This window comes from Coleofasciculus sp. G1-WW12-02, assembly GCF_040219735.1.
GTDB lineage: Bacteria > Cyanobacteriota > Cyanobacteriia > Cyanobacteriales > Coleofasciculaceae > Coleofasciculus.
On record NZ_JAVJRX010000123.1, the window covers coordinates 1 to 14350 of the forward strand.

Annotated in this window: 25 protein-coding genes; 10 read left to right on the top strand and 15 right to left on the bottom strand. The window is 40.9% G+C overall.

Features of this window, described 5'->3' with window-relative positions:
* Positions 1–247: 247 nt before the first annotated feature.
* The 15 genes from RID09_RS20335 to RID09_RS20405 all read right to left on the bottom strand — a co-directional run bounded on the left by RID09_RS20335 (position 248) and on the right by RID09_RS20405 (position 8316).
* The gene (locus tag RID09_RS20335) at positions 248–1111 is read right to left on the bottom strand and encodes a protein rep (protein ID WP_446337736.1); all 864 of its coding nucleotides are present in this window, start codon (positions 1109–1111) and stop codon (positions 248–250) included.
* 131 nt (positions 1112–1242) lie between these two features.
* Positions 1243–1461, bottom strand: a complete 219-nt coding sequence (locus RID09_RS20340) for a hypothetical protein (protein WP_446337737.1) — start codon at positions 1459–1461, stop codon at positions 1243–1245.
* A complete protein-coding gene (locus RID09_RS20345; RefSeq protein ID WP_446337738.1) occupies positions 1427–2185 on the bottom strand; it encodes a zonular occludens toxin domain-containing protein in 759 nt (252 codons plus the stop codon). The genes RID09_RS20340 and RID09_RS20345 overlap by 35 nt, the downstream gene beginning before the upstream one ends.
* Before the next feature lies 1 nt (position 2186).
* Entirely contained in the window at positions 2187–2417 is a 231-nt protein-coding gene (locus tag RID09_RS20350) for a hypothetical protein (RefSeq protein ID WP_446337739.1), read from the bottom strand.
* A gap of 311 nt (positions 2418–2728) precedes the next feature.
* On the bottom strand, positions 2729–3508 hold the full coding sequence (locus tag RID09_RS20355; protein ID WP_446337740.1) for a hypothetical protein: 780 nt from the start codon (positions 3506–3508) through the stop codon (positions 2729–2731).
* 45 nt (positions 3509–3553) lie between these two features.
* Entirely contained in the window at positions 3554–3808 is a 255-nt protein-coding gene (locus RID09_RS20360) for a hypothetical protein (RefSeq protein ID WP_446337741.1), read from the bottom strand.
* Between the two features lie 137 nt (positions 3809–3945).
* Entirely contained in the window at positions 3946–4113 is a 168-nt protein-coding gene (locus tag RID09_RS20365; RefSeq protein ID WP_446337742.1) for a hypothetical protein, read from the bottom strand.
* 3 nt (positions 4114–4116) lie between these two features.
* Positions 4117–4317 (bottom strand): hypothetical protein, encoded by a 201-nt coding sequence (locus RID09_RS20370; protein ID WP_446337743.1) that lies wholly within the window; start codon positions 4315–4317, stop codon positions 4117–4119.
* A gap of 126 nt (positions 4318–4443) precedes the next feature.
* Positions 4444–4665: a hypothetical protein gene (locus RID09_RS20375; protein WP_446337744.1), complete on the bottom strand. Its 222-nt coding sequence runs from the start codon at positions 4663–4665 to the stop codon at positions 4444–4446.
* 240 nt (positions 4666–4905) lie between these two features.
* Entirely contained in the window at positions 4906–5040 is a 135-nt protein-coding gene (locus RID09_RS20380; protein WP_446337745.1) for a hypothetical protein, read from the bottom strand.
* A complete protein-coding gene (locus RID09_RS20385) occupies positions 5040–5510 on the bottom strand; it encodes a hypothetical protein (RefSeq protein WP_446337746.1) in 471 nt (156 codons plus the stop codon). The genes RID09_RS20380 and RID09_RS20385 overlap by 1 nt, the downstream gene beginning before the upstream one ends.
* Positions 5511–5732: 222 nt before the next feature.
* Positions 5733–6008, bottom strand: coding sequence for a hypothetical protein (locus RID09_RS20390; RefSeq protein ID WP_446337747.1), 276 nt, complete (start codon positions 6006–6008; stop codon positions 5733–5735).
* Positions 6005–7477 (bottom strand): two-partner secretion domain-containing protein, encoded by a 1473-nt coding sequence (locus tag RID09_RS20395; RefSeq protein ID WP_446337748.1) that lies wholly within the window; start codon positions 7475–7477, stop codon positions 6005–6007. Before RID09_RS20395 ends, RID09_RS20390 begins: the two co-directional genes overlap by 4 nt.
* A gap of 147 nt (positions 7478–7624) precedes the next feature.
* Positions 7625–7843 (bottom strand): hypothetical protein, encoded by a 219-nt coding sequence (locus tag RID09_RS20400; protein WP_446337749.1) that lies wholly within the window; start codon positions 7841–7843, stop codon positions 7625–7627.
* Positions 7844–8007: 164 nt separating this feature from the next.
* On the bottom strand, positions 8008–8316 hold the full coding sequence (locus tag RID09_RS20405) for a helix-turn-helix domain-containing protein (protein WP_446337750.1): 309 nt from the start codon (positions 8314–8316) through the stop codon (positions 8008–8010).
* A 391-nt stretch (positions 8317–8707) separates the two neighbouring features.
* On the opposite strand from RID09_RS20405, the gene RID09_RS20410 reads away from it, so the two are divergent.
* The 10 genes from RID09_RS20410 (at position 8708) to RID09_RS20455 (ending at position 13857) form a co-directional block, all read left to right on the top strand.
* Complete coding sequence (locus RID09_RS20410; RefSeq protein WP_446337751.1) at positions 8708–9037, top strand: hypothetical protein; 330 nt, start codon at positions 8708–8710, stop codon at positions 9035–9037.
* Positions 9027–9257, top strand: a complete 231-nt coding sequence (locus RID09_RS20415) for a hypothetical protein (RefSeq protein WP_446337752.1) — start codon at positions 9027–9029, stop codon at positions 9255–9257. The genes RID09_RS20410 and RID09_RS20415 overlap by 11 nt, the downstream gene beginning before the upstream one ends.
* Positions 9257–9658 (top strand): hypothetical protein, encoded by a 402-nt coding sequence (locus RID09_RS20420; protein WP_446337753.1) that lies wholly within the window; start codon positions 9257–9259, stop codon positions 9656–9658. Before RID09_RS20415 ends, RID09_RS20420 begins: the two co-directional genes overlap by 1 nt.
* Positions 9651–9926: a hypothetical protein gene (locus tag RID09_RS20425; protein WP_446337754.1), complete on the top strand. Its 276-nt coding sequence runs from the start codon at positions 9651–9653 to the stop codon at positions 9924–9926. Before RID09_RS20420 ends, RID09_RS20425 begins: the two co-directional genes overlap by 8 nt.
* A 50-nt stretch (positions 9927–9976) precedes the next feature.
* Positions 9977–10153, top strand: a complete 177-nt coding sequence (locus RID09_RS20430) for a hypothetical protein (RefSeq protein ID WP_446337755.1) — start codon at positions 9977–9979, stop codon at positions 10151–10153.
* A gap of 10 nt (positions 10154–10163) precedes the next feature.
* On the top strand, positions 10164–10715 hold the full coding sequence (locus RID09_RS20435; RefSeq protein WP_446337756.1) for a hypothetical protein: 552 nt from the start codon (positions 10164–10166) through the stop codon (positions 10713–10715).
* A 2-nt stretch (positions 10716–10717) separates the two neighbouring features.
* Positions 10718–11029: a hypothetical protein gene (locus RID09_RS20440; protein WP_446337757.1), complete on the top strand. Its 312-nt coding sequence runs from the start codon at positions 10718–10720 to the stop codon at positions 11027–11029.
* 11 nt (positions 11030–11040) lie between these two features.
* Positions 11041–11505 (top strand): hypothetical protein, encoded by a 465-nt coding sequence (locus RID09_RS20445; RefSeq protein ID WP_446337758.1) that lies wholly within the window; start codon positions 11041–11043, stop codon positions 11503–11505.
* Between the two features lie 717 nt (positions 11506–12222).
* Entirely contained in the window at positions 12223–13422 is a 1200-nt protein-coding gene (locus tag RID09_RS20450) for an IS110 family transposase (RefSeq protein ID WP_446337759.1), read from the top strand.
* 66 nt (positions 13423–13488) lie between these two features.
* Positions 13489–13857 (top strand): hypothetical protein, encoded by a 369-nt coding sequence (locus RID09_RS20455; protein ID WP_446337760.1) that lies wholly within the window; start codon positions 13489–13491, stop codon positions 13855–13857.
* Positions 13858–14350 lie beyond the last annotated feature (493 nt).

A 14350-nucleotide genomic window follows, 5' to 3' on the forward strand; every position in this document is an offset into this window, starting at 1 on the left:
GAATCCCTAAGTTGTAATGTAGTATGGTTTTGTAGTATAGGCTCAATTTAAGACTGACAGCGATTTTCCGGCAAAGCGGACTACCAGCCGCGCCTTGATTATCTTTTACGATCTTAAAACTAAATTAGTTGGCGCGTGCTGGTAGCGGAAAATCGAGCGAAGCGATCTGGCAGTCTGGTGATTAGTTGGTTTTTTAAAACTGTTAGGTATCAGGTCTAGAGTTTGTCTCTCTCAAGTTTTTAAAAACTTAAGCAAAATCTACATCATAAACTTCATTACGATAATCCCAAGCTGCATAAGCTATCCTGCCCTGCTGGGAACACTCATCACCAGAGCGCATATCTTTATCAATCTGATTGAGAACCCGCTGGGACACGTACTGACCAATCAGTCCCCCGGTCGTAAGCGATCGCATCCGGTAAAGCTGGTCAGAAACCTCATAAAGCCAGTTAGGGTCAGAGGATAGATCAGAAGGTTTATTTGTGTATTTCACCAACTCACACAAACTACCTTGAAAATCATAAATCCTACGACCATCGCAAACAGGCTGATATTCAACCTCTAAAGCCTGACCCCACAATCTAGACCATTCAAACATAGAGCGGTTAAAAGGGCGATAAGAACAAGCTAAAATGTGATAATGAGGATGTGCCTCACCTGTTTGTAAATTTCGAGTAATTTCTAGTGCTTTAGAATAGCCAGTTACTCCTAACCGAGAAACTCTTAATCTATCCCAACCCTTAGCCATTTGACAAATTGTTTGACGTAAATTACCAACAGGACAATTGCGAATTGTAAAAGTTAATAAAGCCCAATTCAAACCAGGATGCTCTAAGTTAAGTTGCGTCAAACCTTTAAAAAATCTAACCCGCCATTTAGCAACCTTTGCACGTAAGCATAATGGGCATAAGGGAACACGACACCACCAACACTCCTCAATGTGGGCAAGCCAAGAATCACGAATATGAGTTGAAAAGTCAACTTTTAACTGGATTCGATTGGCACAATTTAAAATCCGTTCAGCATACTTATGAAAATCCTCACGGTCACTTAAAGCATAATGACCAGCTATATCAATCGAATAAAGTTTCAAGCTTTCCAAAGATTCCATTTGAGAAATTCGAGTTATTACTAATGTATCAAGTAAATAGATGGGCTACCGCCCCGTACCGAAAAGCCCCGCCGCCCCTCGCCCTCCCTCGTGCCTCGGTCGCGCCGATGGGGGCAGCGGGGGCTTTCGAGCTAATCAGGAAAAGTTAGTGCATCAGTTGGTACCTCTTGCACTATACCAGTTTTAGAGTAGCGAATAGTAGATTTATTACCACGCTGACCCAATATTTCAACTTGAGAATTACGGTAGTAAGCCGAGGAAGAATTACAAGATGAAAGCAACAAAAGCAAAGGTAAAATCCTCAGTAAATTATCTTTACTTCCCAGAACTAAAGATTGGGAAATTTGCATAATTAACCTCCTGAAACAAACTGATTGAGTAAGGATTATCAAAGGCTTTAGCACTTTCTAAACGATTAAAAGATTTAAAGCACTTAAACGCCTGATAATCCACTGCTTTAAGTCTACCAGATTCTACCTTTTGGGTATACTGAAAACGAGTACGAACAAAACCACCAGGCCCAGGGCGTTGGGCTTTTTTATCCGCCATCCAAGACTCATAATTTTTAGGGGTAAACCAGAAATAATTTTTCCAGATTAATTTCTCATTTCGTAAGTGGCGATCGTAAACAGTGATACCACTGCAGTGAATAGCAGTATTGCAAAGTTGGCGGAAACTACGATCTACCTGCTCAAAGTATTGGCAAGCCCCCACAATATGCAATCCCGATTTGCGATGTTGGGCAAGGTCATAGATCACTTTTTTACTCATCTTCGCGTATTCGCGAGCATTAAAGAATATACCAAGCTCATCAACTATACAGATGCAATTGTGATAGCTATACAACTCATCAGCACTCTCCAACCCAGGTTTAGAGACAACATTATGTGTGTCTATTTGATGACCTAGCCAGTGGTAGCCACACATGCCACAATACCGACGAAAAGCCACATAATCTAAGGGGACATTAGTTACAATCCCCAGCCGAAATTTATTCGCCAGTCGCGCCCCCAACTGAAGCAAATAGAGAGATTTTCCGGAACCTGGAAGACCACAAAGAAGAGTCAAAGACATATCACCAAACCTTAAAATATTGAAGTATTTTAGCCGCCTTAATCAGGGCGAATACTAAAAATAAGCCCTGAACACTGGTATAAATTTCGTAGATTATGCCGCTCCCAATAAATGGAAATGTATCCCCAGCCGAAGTAATTAAATGCCCAATTGTAAATTGACTAGGAGTACTGGGAAGCATACGAGCGACTATACCGATTAAGTCACAAAACCGACAAATAAAAATGTTCATATTCTAACTAAATAAGTAAACTTTGACAAGAAGCCCGATAATTATCGGGTACTTAAGAACTGCAATCGCATCGAGGAACAGACAGAACTCGAACGACCGATTAAAGATTGTGAATTGGGGACATTCAAGATCTCCATCTTCCGGAATTCCCGAAAATATATCAAAGGGAAAAACTTGATTAAGGGAATTCCCAATGCAACGACTGAGAGAGCAAGTAGCACCAGATCCTTCATACCCAGCAGCCTGAACTGGAGTAATAGATATAGAGATTAAGATAATAGCTGAAGCCAAAATAAATATGATGATTTTTTTTATAGAGCTAACCATATTTTTATAGCCAGTGATACAAGTATTGGGTATTTTAACAATCTGAGAATTTCATAAGCCCAGCATAGATCCCATTTATACCCAAAGAAAATTAGTGCAGGACAAACTAGGGAAAGGTCACCAGGTAAGGCGAAAATATCAAAGGGAAATATAGAATTAAGAGCATTTTTAATGCAGTCTAGATTACATATTCTATCTTGATCTTCATCGTCGTCATCGTCAGGAGGAGGAGGAGGAGACGGAGGACGAGGCGGAGGACAAGTTAAAATAGGGGGTTTTACCCCAGGTGAAAGAGAGCCAAGGGGCTCAAATTTGAGCTTAGCATTAAAGCCACTAGCTAGGGTAAATCGAGAAATATCACCATTACTCTTGCGACGACGAACCCTATCTATTTTTGTATAAATAAAAGACTTATTTTCTTTTTCGCTAACACAGTCTGCACTAACGGTTAATTCGATCGGGATATATTCAACCTCAAACCAAGACTCAAAAACTTGACCGTTTAAAGGAGTCGAAACCCTACCAAACGGTCCATTATACACCCATTTTTCTACTGGAATAAATGCCCCAGTAGTAGTACGGTTTAAGCCAGTAAAGGTCTTCCCACCATAACTACACGATACTTCAAAATGATCATATTTCTCATAAGTGTTCCACTGTTGTGTTTGATTTATATCTGGGGGAGAGAACGCACATTGTTGAGCTGCAAAAGCAGGAGAAACAATCCCCCAAGTTAAAATTAATAAAATTAAGACAAGTTTCAAAACAGAAAAAGGGGAACGACCCCTATTATTCAGCTCTATTATTATTTAAGTACCAGCTCTGAGAACATGACCAGCAATTTTTAGAGCGAAGCCAATGCCAAAGGGAACTACAACAATTCCTACACCAGTTTCACTAATCCCCTCTAACGCAGTCATCGTCGCGTCAATCTTTTCTAGAGAAGTTGCTAAATCCGCACGGGCAGATCTAACTTCGATACCGACAACACAGACAAGAGAAATAAGGGGAACAAGGAAAAACTTAAGGGCTTTTTTCATCCCAGTAGAACTAAACCCAAACATTAGAACCTCCTGAAAGTTAGAGCAAAAATGACCAAAACTAAAGAAGCAAATGATGCAACCTGAACTAATGAAAACGGACGGCTATCGAAGGCGATAGCTAGGGAAAAAGTACCCGATAGAAAAGAGTAACGCCACATCTACATCGACTTGAGAAAGAAGCCGAGAAGGGCAGCGGCTAGACAGCAGCTATAAATAGCTAAGCCCAGATTCTTACCCCACTCAGTGTAGAAAGCGAGAGCTGTATTTAACTCTTCTCCCGCCGCTTCAAGGCGAGAAACGTAATCAGCCAGTAGATAATAATGCATGATTTATTCCCCTTTGGCTGCAATTAGAAACCACATCAAAACTTTGAAACCAATCGCGGCAGAAGCAAAAGGTACGATTCCAGCATCCCAGGCATAGTCCCAGATTCCATCCACGTATTGATCTACGTCGATGAAATCCTCGGGCCCTGGGAATCCAATTTCTAGAAAGATGGTGGAGGTCTGGCTAACAACATAAAAAAGCATCCTTATTTCCTCCGTGGTGCAGCTACTCGTTTAGATGGCACATTTGAACGCCTCTTAGTGCCAGCCCTAGCATTCAATCGACGCTCAATTAAGAAAAGAATTACAGTGACGATAATAACGATGACACTAAACATCAAATACCTCATAGTAATGATACAAATGAGGTAATTGTTTATTGAGCAAATTACACAATTGCCTCAAAGAATCAATTCCCTGTTCACGAGAACAAGATAGGTTTAAGGAAGGAACAGAAAAACATCCCATCCAGCTAGAAGGATTTTCGATGAGATAAAAACGAATCCGCCCAAAACTAGAGGGTTCACTAGCCGCATTAAACTGATGGTTCATAGCCAAATCTACCGTAGCCCTAGAGTAAAAAGCCGAGTCAAAAGAAGCATGACTCCATGAAAACTTGCCGCCTGTAAAACTGAAAAAGTTAGAGGGTAGGGAAATTCCGAGAGAATCCAGGGTCGCTTTTCTATAGCAGAAGTAAGTTTAAAACAATGTTCAGCAACTTCTACAGTTAAGTTAAAATCCTGGTTCAATCCCTCCCAACAAATATGGGCAGAATTAATTAATTCCTCCATATCACAACACCTGCATCATCCGCTGTAAAATTGCCCAAGCCCAAATAATTGGGTAAAGTATGACAAACGGCTTGTAAGAAGAATTAATTAAGGCGATAATCAGTTCCTGCCATTCATTAGATGTAAAATTATCCATTAAGCTACATCAAACTCCCCTAACTCATCATTAATTTCTGATTCGAGAGAGTCTAGAGAATCTTCACCATCAAAAGATTTAAGCGCCTGGATAAGAGAATAATCACAGGACTGGTAGTTGATTTTTAGAAATTTCAGAATCTGGAACCAAGTACCAGTAGAAACAGAGCCATTATCATTACGTGACGACCAGTTATCTACAGCAGCGTAAACCTCAATAGTTACTCCCTTGGCAAGTCCTCTAGACTTTAATTCCCTCCAATCATCATAAGATATCTTAGCTTTCCAAAACGCCTCAGCTTCTTGTGCAAAGTCCGCTGATTTTAGCTTAGTTTTTGCCCCACTTCCCGCAACAATCTCGGTTACACAAATTAGTTGTATTTTAGGATTACTACCCTTCTGCTCAATTTTCTTAAATCCCAGTACTTTTAAATTACTGAAAGTAGCCGGGTGACGATATTTGAGTTCCATTATTCTTGCTCCTCTTTACGCCAAAAATATGAGAATTTTTGCCATCGTTACACCTCTTTTGATTATCTAGAAATAAAGGTTCCCTTGCCTTGCCAAGCCACAACAGCTTCACCAGACAACATAACAAGGAAACCTAATTCCATAAAGTATAGATATATTAAAAACGCCCTCGGTCAAGAGGGCAAGGAAATCTTATAAGATTTATAAAAAGTCTTATAAGATTTATAAGTCTGTATAATCAATCACTTTCTGACCAGACCAAACTTTATCGGCAATAGCCAGCCATATCCGATGATTTATTCCTGGTTCTCGATGGCAATCACCGGAAACATACCAGTTATTAACTGTGGCAAGAGAACAGTGACAAATATAAGACAACTGACGCCGACTAACAGACCAGCGACTCTCAAACTCCTCTAGAGTGGGCAAAGTAAGTCGAGATATAACATCCAACTGGTGACGAGTGGGTATTCTTGGTGGATATGGATAATTGATCATTGAAGCTCACGTAGACTACTAGAAAATTGAGATTCAGTCATTTCTTGAGGAAATCCAGAACCAGGAGGACGAAACTGAAGCAGACAAAACCTATCACCTAAATGGTTGTAGTCATAACCAAGGCACCAAGGATCGCTAAAGTTAACAGTCTGAGAAAAATAAAACTCAGTTTTTAAAAAGTCGGGTTGGGGATTTTGTACAAAATCGCTGACAGCGGGTAAATAGGATTGAAATTCGGGTTCAGAGTCTAGCGGTTCTGGCTCCAGCCCTGGAGGATTAACTACAACTAGTAATTCTGGCTCCGGGTCGGGTGGGTCAATTACAACTGGTAATTCTGGCTCCGGGTTGGGTGGGTCAATTACAACTGGTGGTTCTGGCTCCGGGTCGGGTGGGTCAACTACAACTGGTGGTTCTGGCTCCAGGTCGGGTGGATTAACTACAACTGGTAATTCTGGCTCCGGGTCTGGAGGGTCAACTACAATCGGTGGTTCGGGTTCAGGTGGTAAAACTACAACCGGAATATTGCCAGAATATCCCCGAATACCATCCCAGCAGTCAGGAACACCACATCGAAAAATATCCGGTAACCCTGCGAAATTAACAATTGACACTTCCCAACCATCGGCAGTTAAAGCTACAGCATCAACGTTTTCCACAAAGATTGGAGCAATCCTAGAAGACCTCAAACTAACCTGACTAGCTTGAGAATCTTCCAAGACAATCGCTCGACCAGAATCCACAATAAGTGAAGATTCAACAAACAAGTTTTTTAAAACTACATCACCTATTGGTGGTTCCTCAAAATTAAAGTCTTCCCAGTCAAACGAACGAATAAAGGATGTATCAGTAAGAGTTGTTCGAGTTTGCCCAGAATCTAAGCCAACAGCAAAGGTAAAAATTGAGGTGCCAAGAGTAACAGCAGTAAAATCCCTGGCAGTGACAGAACCGATCGATTGAACGTTACGCCCAGCAAAGAATACTTGTTCACCCGCTACAATCTGACCAAGGTTAATCACTGGGTTGCGGGCAATGAAACTAAAAACCAAATCTGATGGGGGCAAAGCCGATGTGTTACCACCCAAAGTAGAGGTAGACCACCGAGCATCTGGGAAATCTATTGCTGTAGATGTCCCGACTATAAAGGAGGCAGGAACGTTAACTTGAGCATTTTCCCCGAAGACAACCCCGGCTGGATTGATAAAAAACAGGTTGGGACTTCCTCCAGATATCTGTAACAGACCGTCAATGAAAGATGGATCACGACGATTGACAACCCGCACTAAGATGTTCTCAAGTTCAGGATTAGCCATAAAAGTGGCTATCTGCTCTTGAGTCAGTCCAAACTGCTGGAAGCTGTGAAAGAGGTTAGTTCCATTAAGTCCCCCCCCCTGAATAAAAAATTCCTGACCAACTTGATTAACTATCGTCTGTTGAGCAGGAGTGATTTGAGCTAGTAGTAGTGGAAACATGATTACAACCTCATGACCATAAAACCAAGTAGAAAAAGCGTAACTCTTGAGCTGATAAACAAGTCACAGAAGACAATACAGATTTAAATACCTGAATGTCCCCATAAACATCTACGACGAGTGGCAGGCAGAAACAGCTCTCAAAAACTACAGCCGTAAAAACGGATAACGACGACAAATTTGATTAAAAAATTGGACCTGAACCTGAAGAGGTAACTTTTGGACACAGGCAACCATATCGCTTGAACCAGGCAACTCTAAAAATTTATCAGGATCTACCTGACAATCAAAAGCTACTTTTCGCCAACCCAAATCAGCCATTTTCCAGCCCCTATAAGCAGACTTAAATATTTTTGATATATCCATAACTCTTCTTAAATTAAAATTTTGTAACAATCTACGACGGGTGGCAGGCGGGGGCGGCTCTCGCGTCTAGCTTACCGATATATAATTAATACACACTCCATACACTAAACACGGCAACCTAGCCGTCCGCTAAAGCCGGAGCCACCCAACGCCTGCTAAATTAATTATTCTTCTGAGTCATCAGCAACCCTCCAAGAAGCAAACTCATCCGGTAAATCATCAAGAGACTTGCCCAAAGCTCGACAAAAAGCTTTCATCTGAAAAACCGTTAGTTCTGGTTCATCTTGACCACTCTCCCAACGACTAATAGCAGATTGGGTCAAAGTCTTAGTTCTTGTCTTATCAGGAATCTGCTTGGCTAACTGAGCTTGAGTGAGACCAGCTTCCTCCCTGAAACGGCGCAAAAGTGATACATACGAACTAGAGGGATTCCCACTATCTTTCAACATTAACATAAATATGAGCGTACTCATTGACTTAAGCCAGTAATATGAGTATACTCATCTCCAGAGACAACAAAATGGCAACAGAAGAAAAGAGCTGACCAAACTTGGCAAAGCGTAAGCAGCTAAAAACTCTCATGCCATCTAAAATCTCATAACACAAAAATCCTCAAAGCAGAAGCATCATAAGTCGCAGCGTCGCAGAGTGCCTGCTTGATGGGTTTAGTGGAACAAGTAGAACATCTGAACTATACAAGAGGTGATGCCTATACCTATAAGTAACGACGATTAACAAGCACCCTGATCAGAAGCTTATTGGTGCTGGTCAAATAAATACACCAGCACCTTTCCTGACTACAGCTCTCACATCTCATACCAGGAATGCTAAACGGCAATCCTCAAAATTCTTGTGTCAAAAATTATGGATCAACAACCCAAACTCATAGGACTTAGTTTTTCTTTATGCATGAACGACCTCCTATCTGGAAAAGTTCAGATTAAACAGGTCAAAAAGCTAATTACTGGTACATCATGCACCAGCGAAAAGGATTTCATTGAAGCAATACACGATTACAAACGACTTGGATACTGGAGAAATTACACAGTAGAAGAAGCTATTGAGGTCTACCACCAAATTAAGCACTTAATTTGGCAACCCCGATTAGAGGGCAAAGGTTATCCTCAGTGCAGTGAAAAATGGATTGAGGATGAGAAAAACATTAAATGGCTAGGAGTTAACAATGAGCAATAAAGCATCGCGAGAAGAACATGTAAACTGGGCAAAGAAAAGAGCAAACAAGTACATCGAGAGAGGTGACCTCAAAAACGCTCTTAGGTCTTTCTACAGCGATATGAAAAAACACCCAGAACTAAAAAACCACAAGTATTTAAGTATAGGAGCGCAAATAATTCTAGGCGGAGGATTAAGAACGGCGGAAGAAGTGAAAGAATTTATCAATGGTTTCCAGTAATGCGAATCACTGAAAAATACAGGAAAGCACTTCAAATAGGGCAACGCCTAAAAATCATGACAAAAGACAGGGAGGAACTCTATCAACAGTTAAACAGCAAATCTTACTTCTGGAATTCAGACAAAAAAAAATGGGAGAAAATCAAAACTAAATCTAAACCACCAACTGAACTGATTAAAATCCGAATCTGGGCAGACGCACGAATAACGGAGGCTATGGCTTCAGAACTGATAGAGGCTTTAGCTAAAAAGGGATTAAAAGTAATGAATTGCTCAGAACCATATCAATGCTATCCGCCCAAGGGTTTAGAATCCAGAGTCTACATAGACTTTATTAAAAATCCAGAAAAGTCTAAAAGTCCAAAAAACGGCGATGTTGTTTTAGGTAAAAACCATGATTAACACAACAGAAATACGTGTTGGTCACAACTTAAGCGTATCTTTTTACATTAAAGATACTCTAGTAAAAATAAGCTTTGTAATTCAAGGCACAGTAGGCTGCAAAGGAGAAATTCGCTTTCATTTCCAACCGATCACTATGTATCCAAAGATAAATAACCTCCCTGAATGTAGTTTTTTTGCAGGTAGTATATATGAAAATGAGATAAAAATTTTTGGCTTCTTAGAAAACGGAGATATTTTAGAGTTCTCTAACTGTGTTATTTCCTGAAAAAAATGAATTACCCAGACAAAATTCAAATATCAACCACCATACTCGCAATGGCTCTCACGATAGCCTCTGAGGAACTCTCAAAATATACCGGAGAACCAGCCTTAGAAATTAAAAAACGTCTAGTCCGTTCAGGGGCTAAAAAGTTTGAAGGAATGAACTTTCCCAATGAGACTAACGAATGGGTAAAAACCAACTACCCCATACCTTTCACACTGAAAAACTAGGAGCAAAAAAATGATAAAATTCCGCCACAAAAAAATAGATGACCGTGTATATAAAATATACATGGTTTATATGAATAAATCATGTCCATGGGTTAGCATTGTTCCCATACCAGGGGAAAAGGGTTTTTGCTACACTTACTCAAAAGAAATTGCCAGAAAAACATGCAAACTTCTCGAATCGGTAACAAATAATCAAGACCTTAAACACTGGAGCCGCCCAACACTTAAAAAAGTACAGCAAATTGCAAGACTCACAAACCGAATGGCTTACCACGAACACATTTACCCAATCCCATTCTCAGATTTAGAAAGAATACTAGGTTTGGAAATTACTACATGGACAATAACCGAAAGTTACAAGCAAATGATTGCTACTTTTAAGTACAAACTTAAGTGTGAAACAGAGGGAATGTATGAAAATGAAGAAAAGGGAAAAGTCAAAAAATATTTGCTCTACCTATTACTTAAATGGGTAGAAGATCCAAATAAATTAGCAAATTTAATAGACAAAGGAATTGTCGAACCCAACTTAACACCCAACTTACTAAATTTAGAAGACTAATCATGCATGACAAACACGGTTACACCTACCGAACACTAAACCCCTGGGAAATTCTAGCATTGCGACGCCTAATCCTTATAAGCCAGGAAATTATTAGTACAGGCTTTAAAGATATAGGAAGCTTACGCAGAAAACTAGCTGAATTGCAAGTAATTCTTAACAAGATTGAAGGCTTGATAGATTGGGAAATTTCAGCAAAAGAAAACCCAACCAATCAAAGTGAAATAACCCCGCAACAACTTAGCCAAACATTCAATGAGATTATCGAATGGATAGAAACCAATTACCCCAATCTTTCCACAATTAATTTTTAGGAAATATCACAATGCAGGACAACGGATACAACTATCGAACACTTAATCCCTGGGAGCAAACAGCACTAGAACACCTATCAGCAATGATTGGGGAAATCATCGGCGCCGGTTTTGAAGACCCCAGCTATTTGATGGAACGAGTAAACGATATGGTCTTAGAGATTAGCTACTGGGATACACCAGATAACCATAATGAATCAGTAACTAATCTGCCCAATAACACAATAACTGTGAACGAAGAAATCGAAGCGATTACAAGTTCATACTCTGATACTCAACCCAAATACATCTGCTACGGAGCTTCTGGGGAAGACGGCGACAAAGAAATAAATCCTAGCTGGGGTGACTCTGAAGAAGAAGACGGAGAAACCCAAGTGCCAGGATTTCAAGACATAGACTATGAAACGGCTTACATATACGCCAATCGTCCAGACCCAGAAGAGAACGAAATAGAGGACGAAGAAATCCCCTGGTAATAGTAAACCTTCTCGCACCCTACCTTCTAATTAAAGAAGGGGGGCTGCGGTAAGGTGTCAAACTTACCGCTTGAGCTTCAGAAATGGAGCATCACCAGACGCAGTAGGCACGCAGTTTTATAGGGAAATGACCCAAAAGGTTTTAACCTTTCGTGACTGCACCTACTGCATTACTTGACCGACATTATAACACAAGTCCGCCTGACAAACCAAACCTTAGCTAAAAATTAGAACACATAATGAATCCTGAACAACATTTTTTTTGGTCTACTATGAAAAACAGAAAACCTCTATCCGAGAATGTTAGATTTAAACTCTATACAAAAATGATGTACCTTCATTCCTTGCTTCCTCCATGGGGAACTCCTCTAAATTCAGATCAAGAAAACTATCAACGCCGTCTTTTTCTAATTTCGATGGTTCTCGAAGACCCTTTCTTAAATCCTCCAAATTATTTATTTAAAATTAAATTCAAAAGAATTGTTTTAGAAAATATTTAAGTTTTCTATATACCACAAGACCGCCTGACGAGCTAGAACTAACTCATCTAGCGAAACACTCATAGTGTCGCGGCTTAGAGTTGACAATCTACGCCGTCTAACCTTCTGGTTAGTCACCTGCTACCCGGTTTCAGAGTGAATTGATTTCACAATTTCAGGAGATTCTCGACCGGGTACTTGTTGCAGGTTTATTCTCCTACTTACAGAACCTTGAAAAATGAAAACAATTTTAGGCGGTGACATCTGTAAAGACCGCGTGGTCTGTTGGCTACTTGAAGAAAGACCCAACGACCTGCGAAGCTATTGGAAATCTGAAGTCAAATCAAGATCTAAAGATCCAGTAGAGGATGAAATGACTTTCTACTTCACAAAGACGGGAATATCCCATCTGCTCGAAGTAAAGCCAGATGCAATTATCCTAGAACCCACCGGAGTTCATTACTCCTGGTTACTAGCTCACATCTGTCAAAGTGAAGGAATTGAAGTGTTATGGGTCGGACACTGTGAAGCTACTCATTATCGAAAGAGTCACAAGCTCCCCGATAAGAACGACTTAGCAGACGCCCTAGCCCTAGCCGCTTACTCTCATGATCACTGGGGAAAACCTGATAAGTTCCTCCAGTTTGAGCCAGGACCGATAGTGCAAATTCGAGATCTGTATTTACAGATGAAATCCCTAACCCGTGTGCAATCACCGATCATTAATCGGGTACGGCAACAACTGTGTCGGGAATTTCCAGAGGCAGCTTTCAAAAATTCCAAGCCTGGAAAAGACGGATTAATACCGCTGTGGGCATGGCTCGGAAGTGTTGAGCGCAAGGACGTAAGGCGTAATTTTTACTATGACCGGCTATACGATAAATCAGTGGCAAAAGAGTATGGCATTGAGATAAGCCAATTTTCTCAACGATACGCCGTAATGCTTTGTCAAATCCACTCCTGGGAGCATGAGGCAGAACAGAAACTAGCACAACTGATTTACCTTCCACAGTTCAAAGAATATAACCAGGTCTTTGACCAATTCAGAATCGGACTCAGACCACGAGCGCTGCTACTATGCCACATCTACCCAATGAGCAAATTTGAATCCTTGGGCAGTTTTAAAAAACGCTTGGGCATGGCGGGAGATGAATTAAGCAGCGGCGACCGTAAAGGATGGAATGCCGGAAGCGGTTCAAAAATGTGCCGAAGCGAACTTTATCTCTGGATTTTGTTAGCGATCGCCCCAGTAAAAAACCGCCCACGGGGAATAATCGGAGAGAGACTGGGAGATTTCTACGACAAACGCCAGGAGCAGTTTAAAAAAAACACCGAGGGCGGTAACACGTTCGGGAAGCTGATCATCAGTCAGACCGCCGCTTACGGATGCAAGCTGCTATTTAAGGAGCTTAAGAAAACTCTGAAGCTTAAAGGCTAAACCCTCGCACCCGTTACTACACAAATAATAACGGGCAAACAATTATGTACAAAATCCCTAACTATCATGGACACCCCAAAGAAAAAACCAACACCCACTAGCGGCGCTGGGAATGGGCAGGGAAGAAAGCCCAAATGGAAACACACCCCAACTACAGCAATTAGAGTGCCAGAACACATTGCCCCACAACTGCTAGAAGTAGCGAAGTATTTAGACAACTTGGACGATTTTGTACAAAAACCAGAGAAGCTAAGAACCATGCTGGTTACATATGAGTCTCAGGAAAGAAAAGTACAGCGCGTAATCACACTCACAGAGAATGACTGGACACTGGCGGAAAAAGCAGCAGATAAAGTCTACGAAGAATTAATCAGCCAACTACCTGAACGACAAGCCCAACAGCTCGTTGTACGCTTATGGGAAGAAATACTATAAGTTTTTCTTAGGTACTTTTCCGGCGAGCGTCAGGATTCTACACAAGCAAACCTTATTAAACCCCGGTATCACCCGCCGGGGTATAGTTCGTACAGACAGTCAAGGTCTAGGCTCTATTTCAATCCCTGATAGAGATTCAAAAGAATTTTAAAAATCAAGACAACTTGAAAAATCATTCCCTCCGCTGTCAAATCGAGGCCCCCTGTGTCAGAAAATATTCAAACCTAATTTAATAAGCTCTAATATTCCCCTATAGCTAGTGTATCACAAGAGCGCCCAGGGGTTGAATAAAATCTAGACTAGCCCCAGGGGTTAAAATAAAGCATCAACCAAAACAAGCTCTATAACCAATAAGCTATCATCTAGCACCGCGATCGCGCCCAGGAGCGCCCAAGGGCTTACCAAATTAGCATCTGAAACCCTTGGTATTACGTTGATTTATACCAAAAATAAAAAAGTTGAAAGGCGCACGAATACATAACCGATGAGTTAT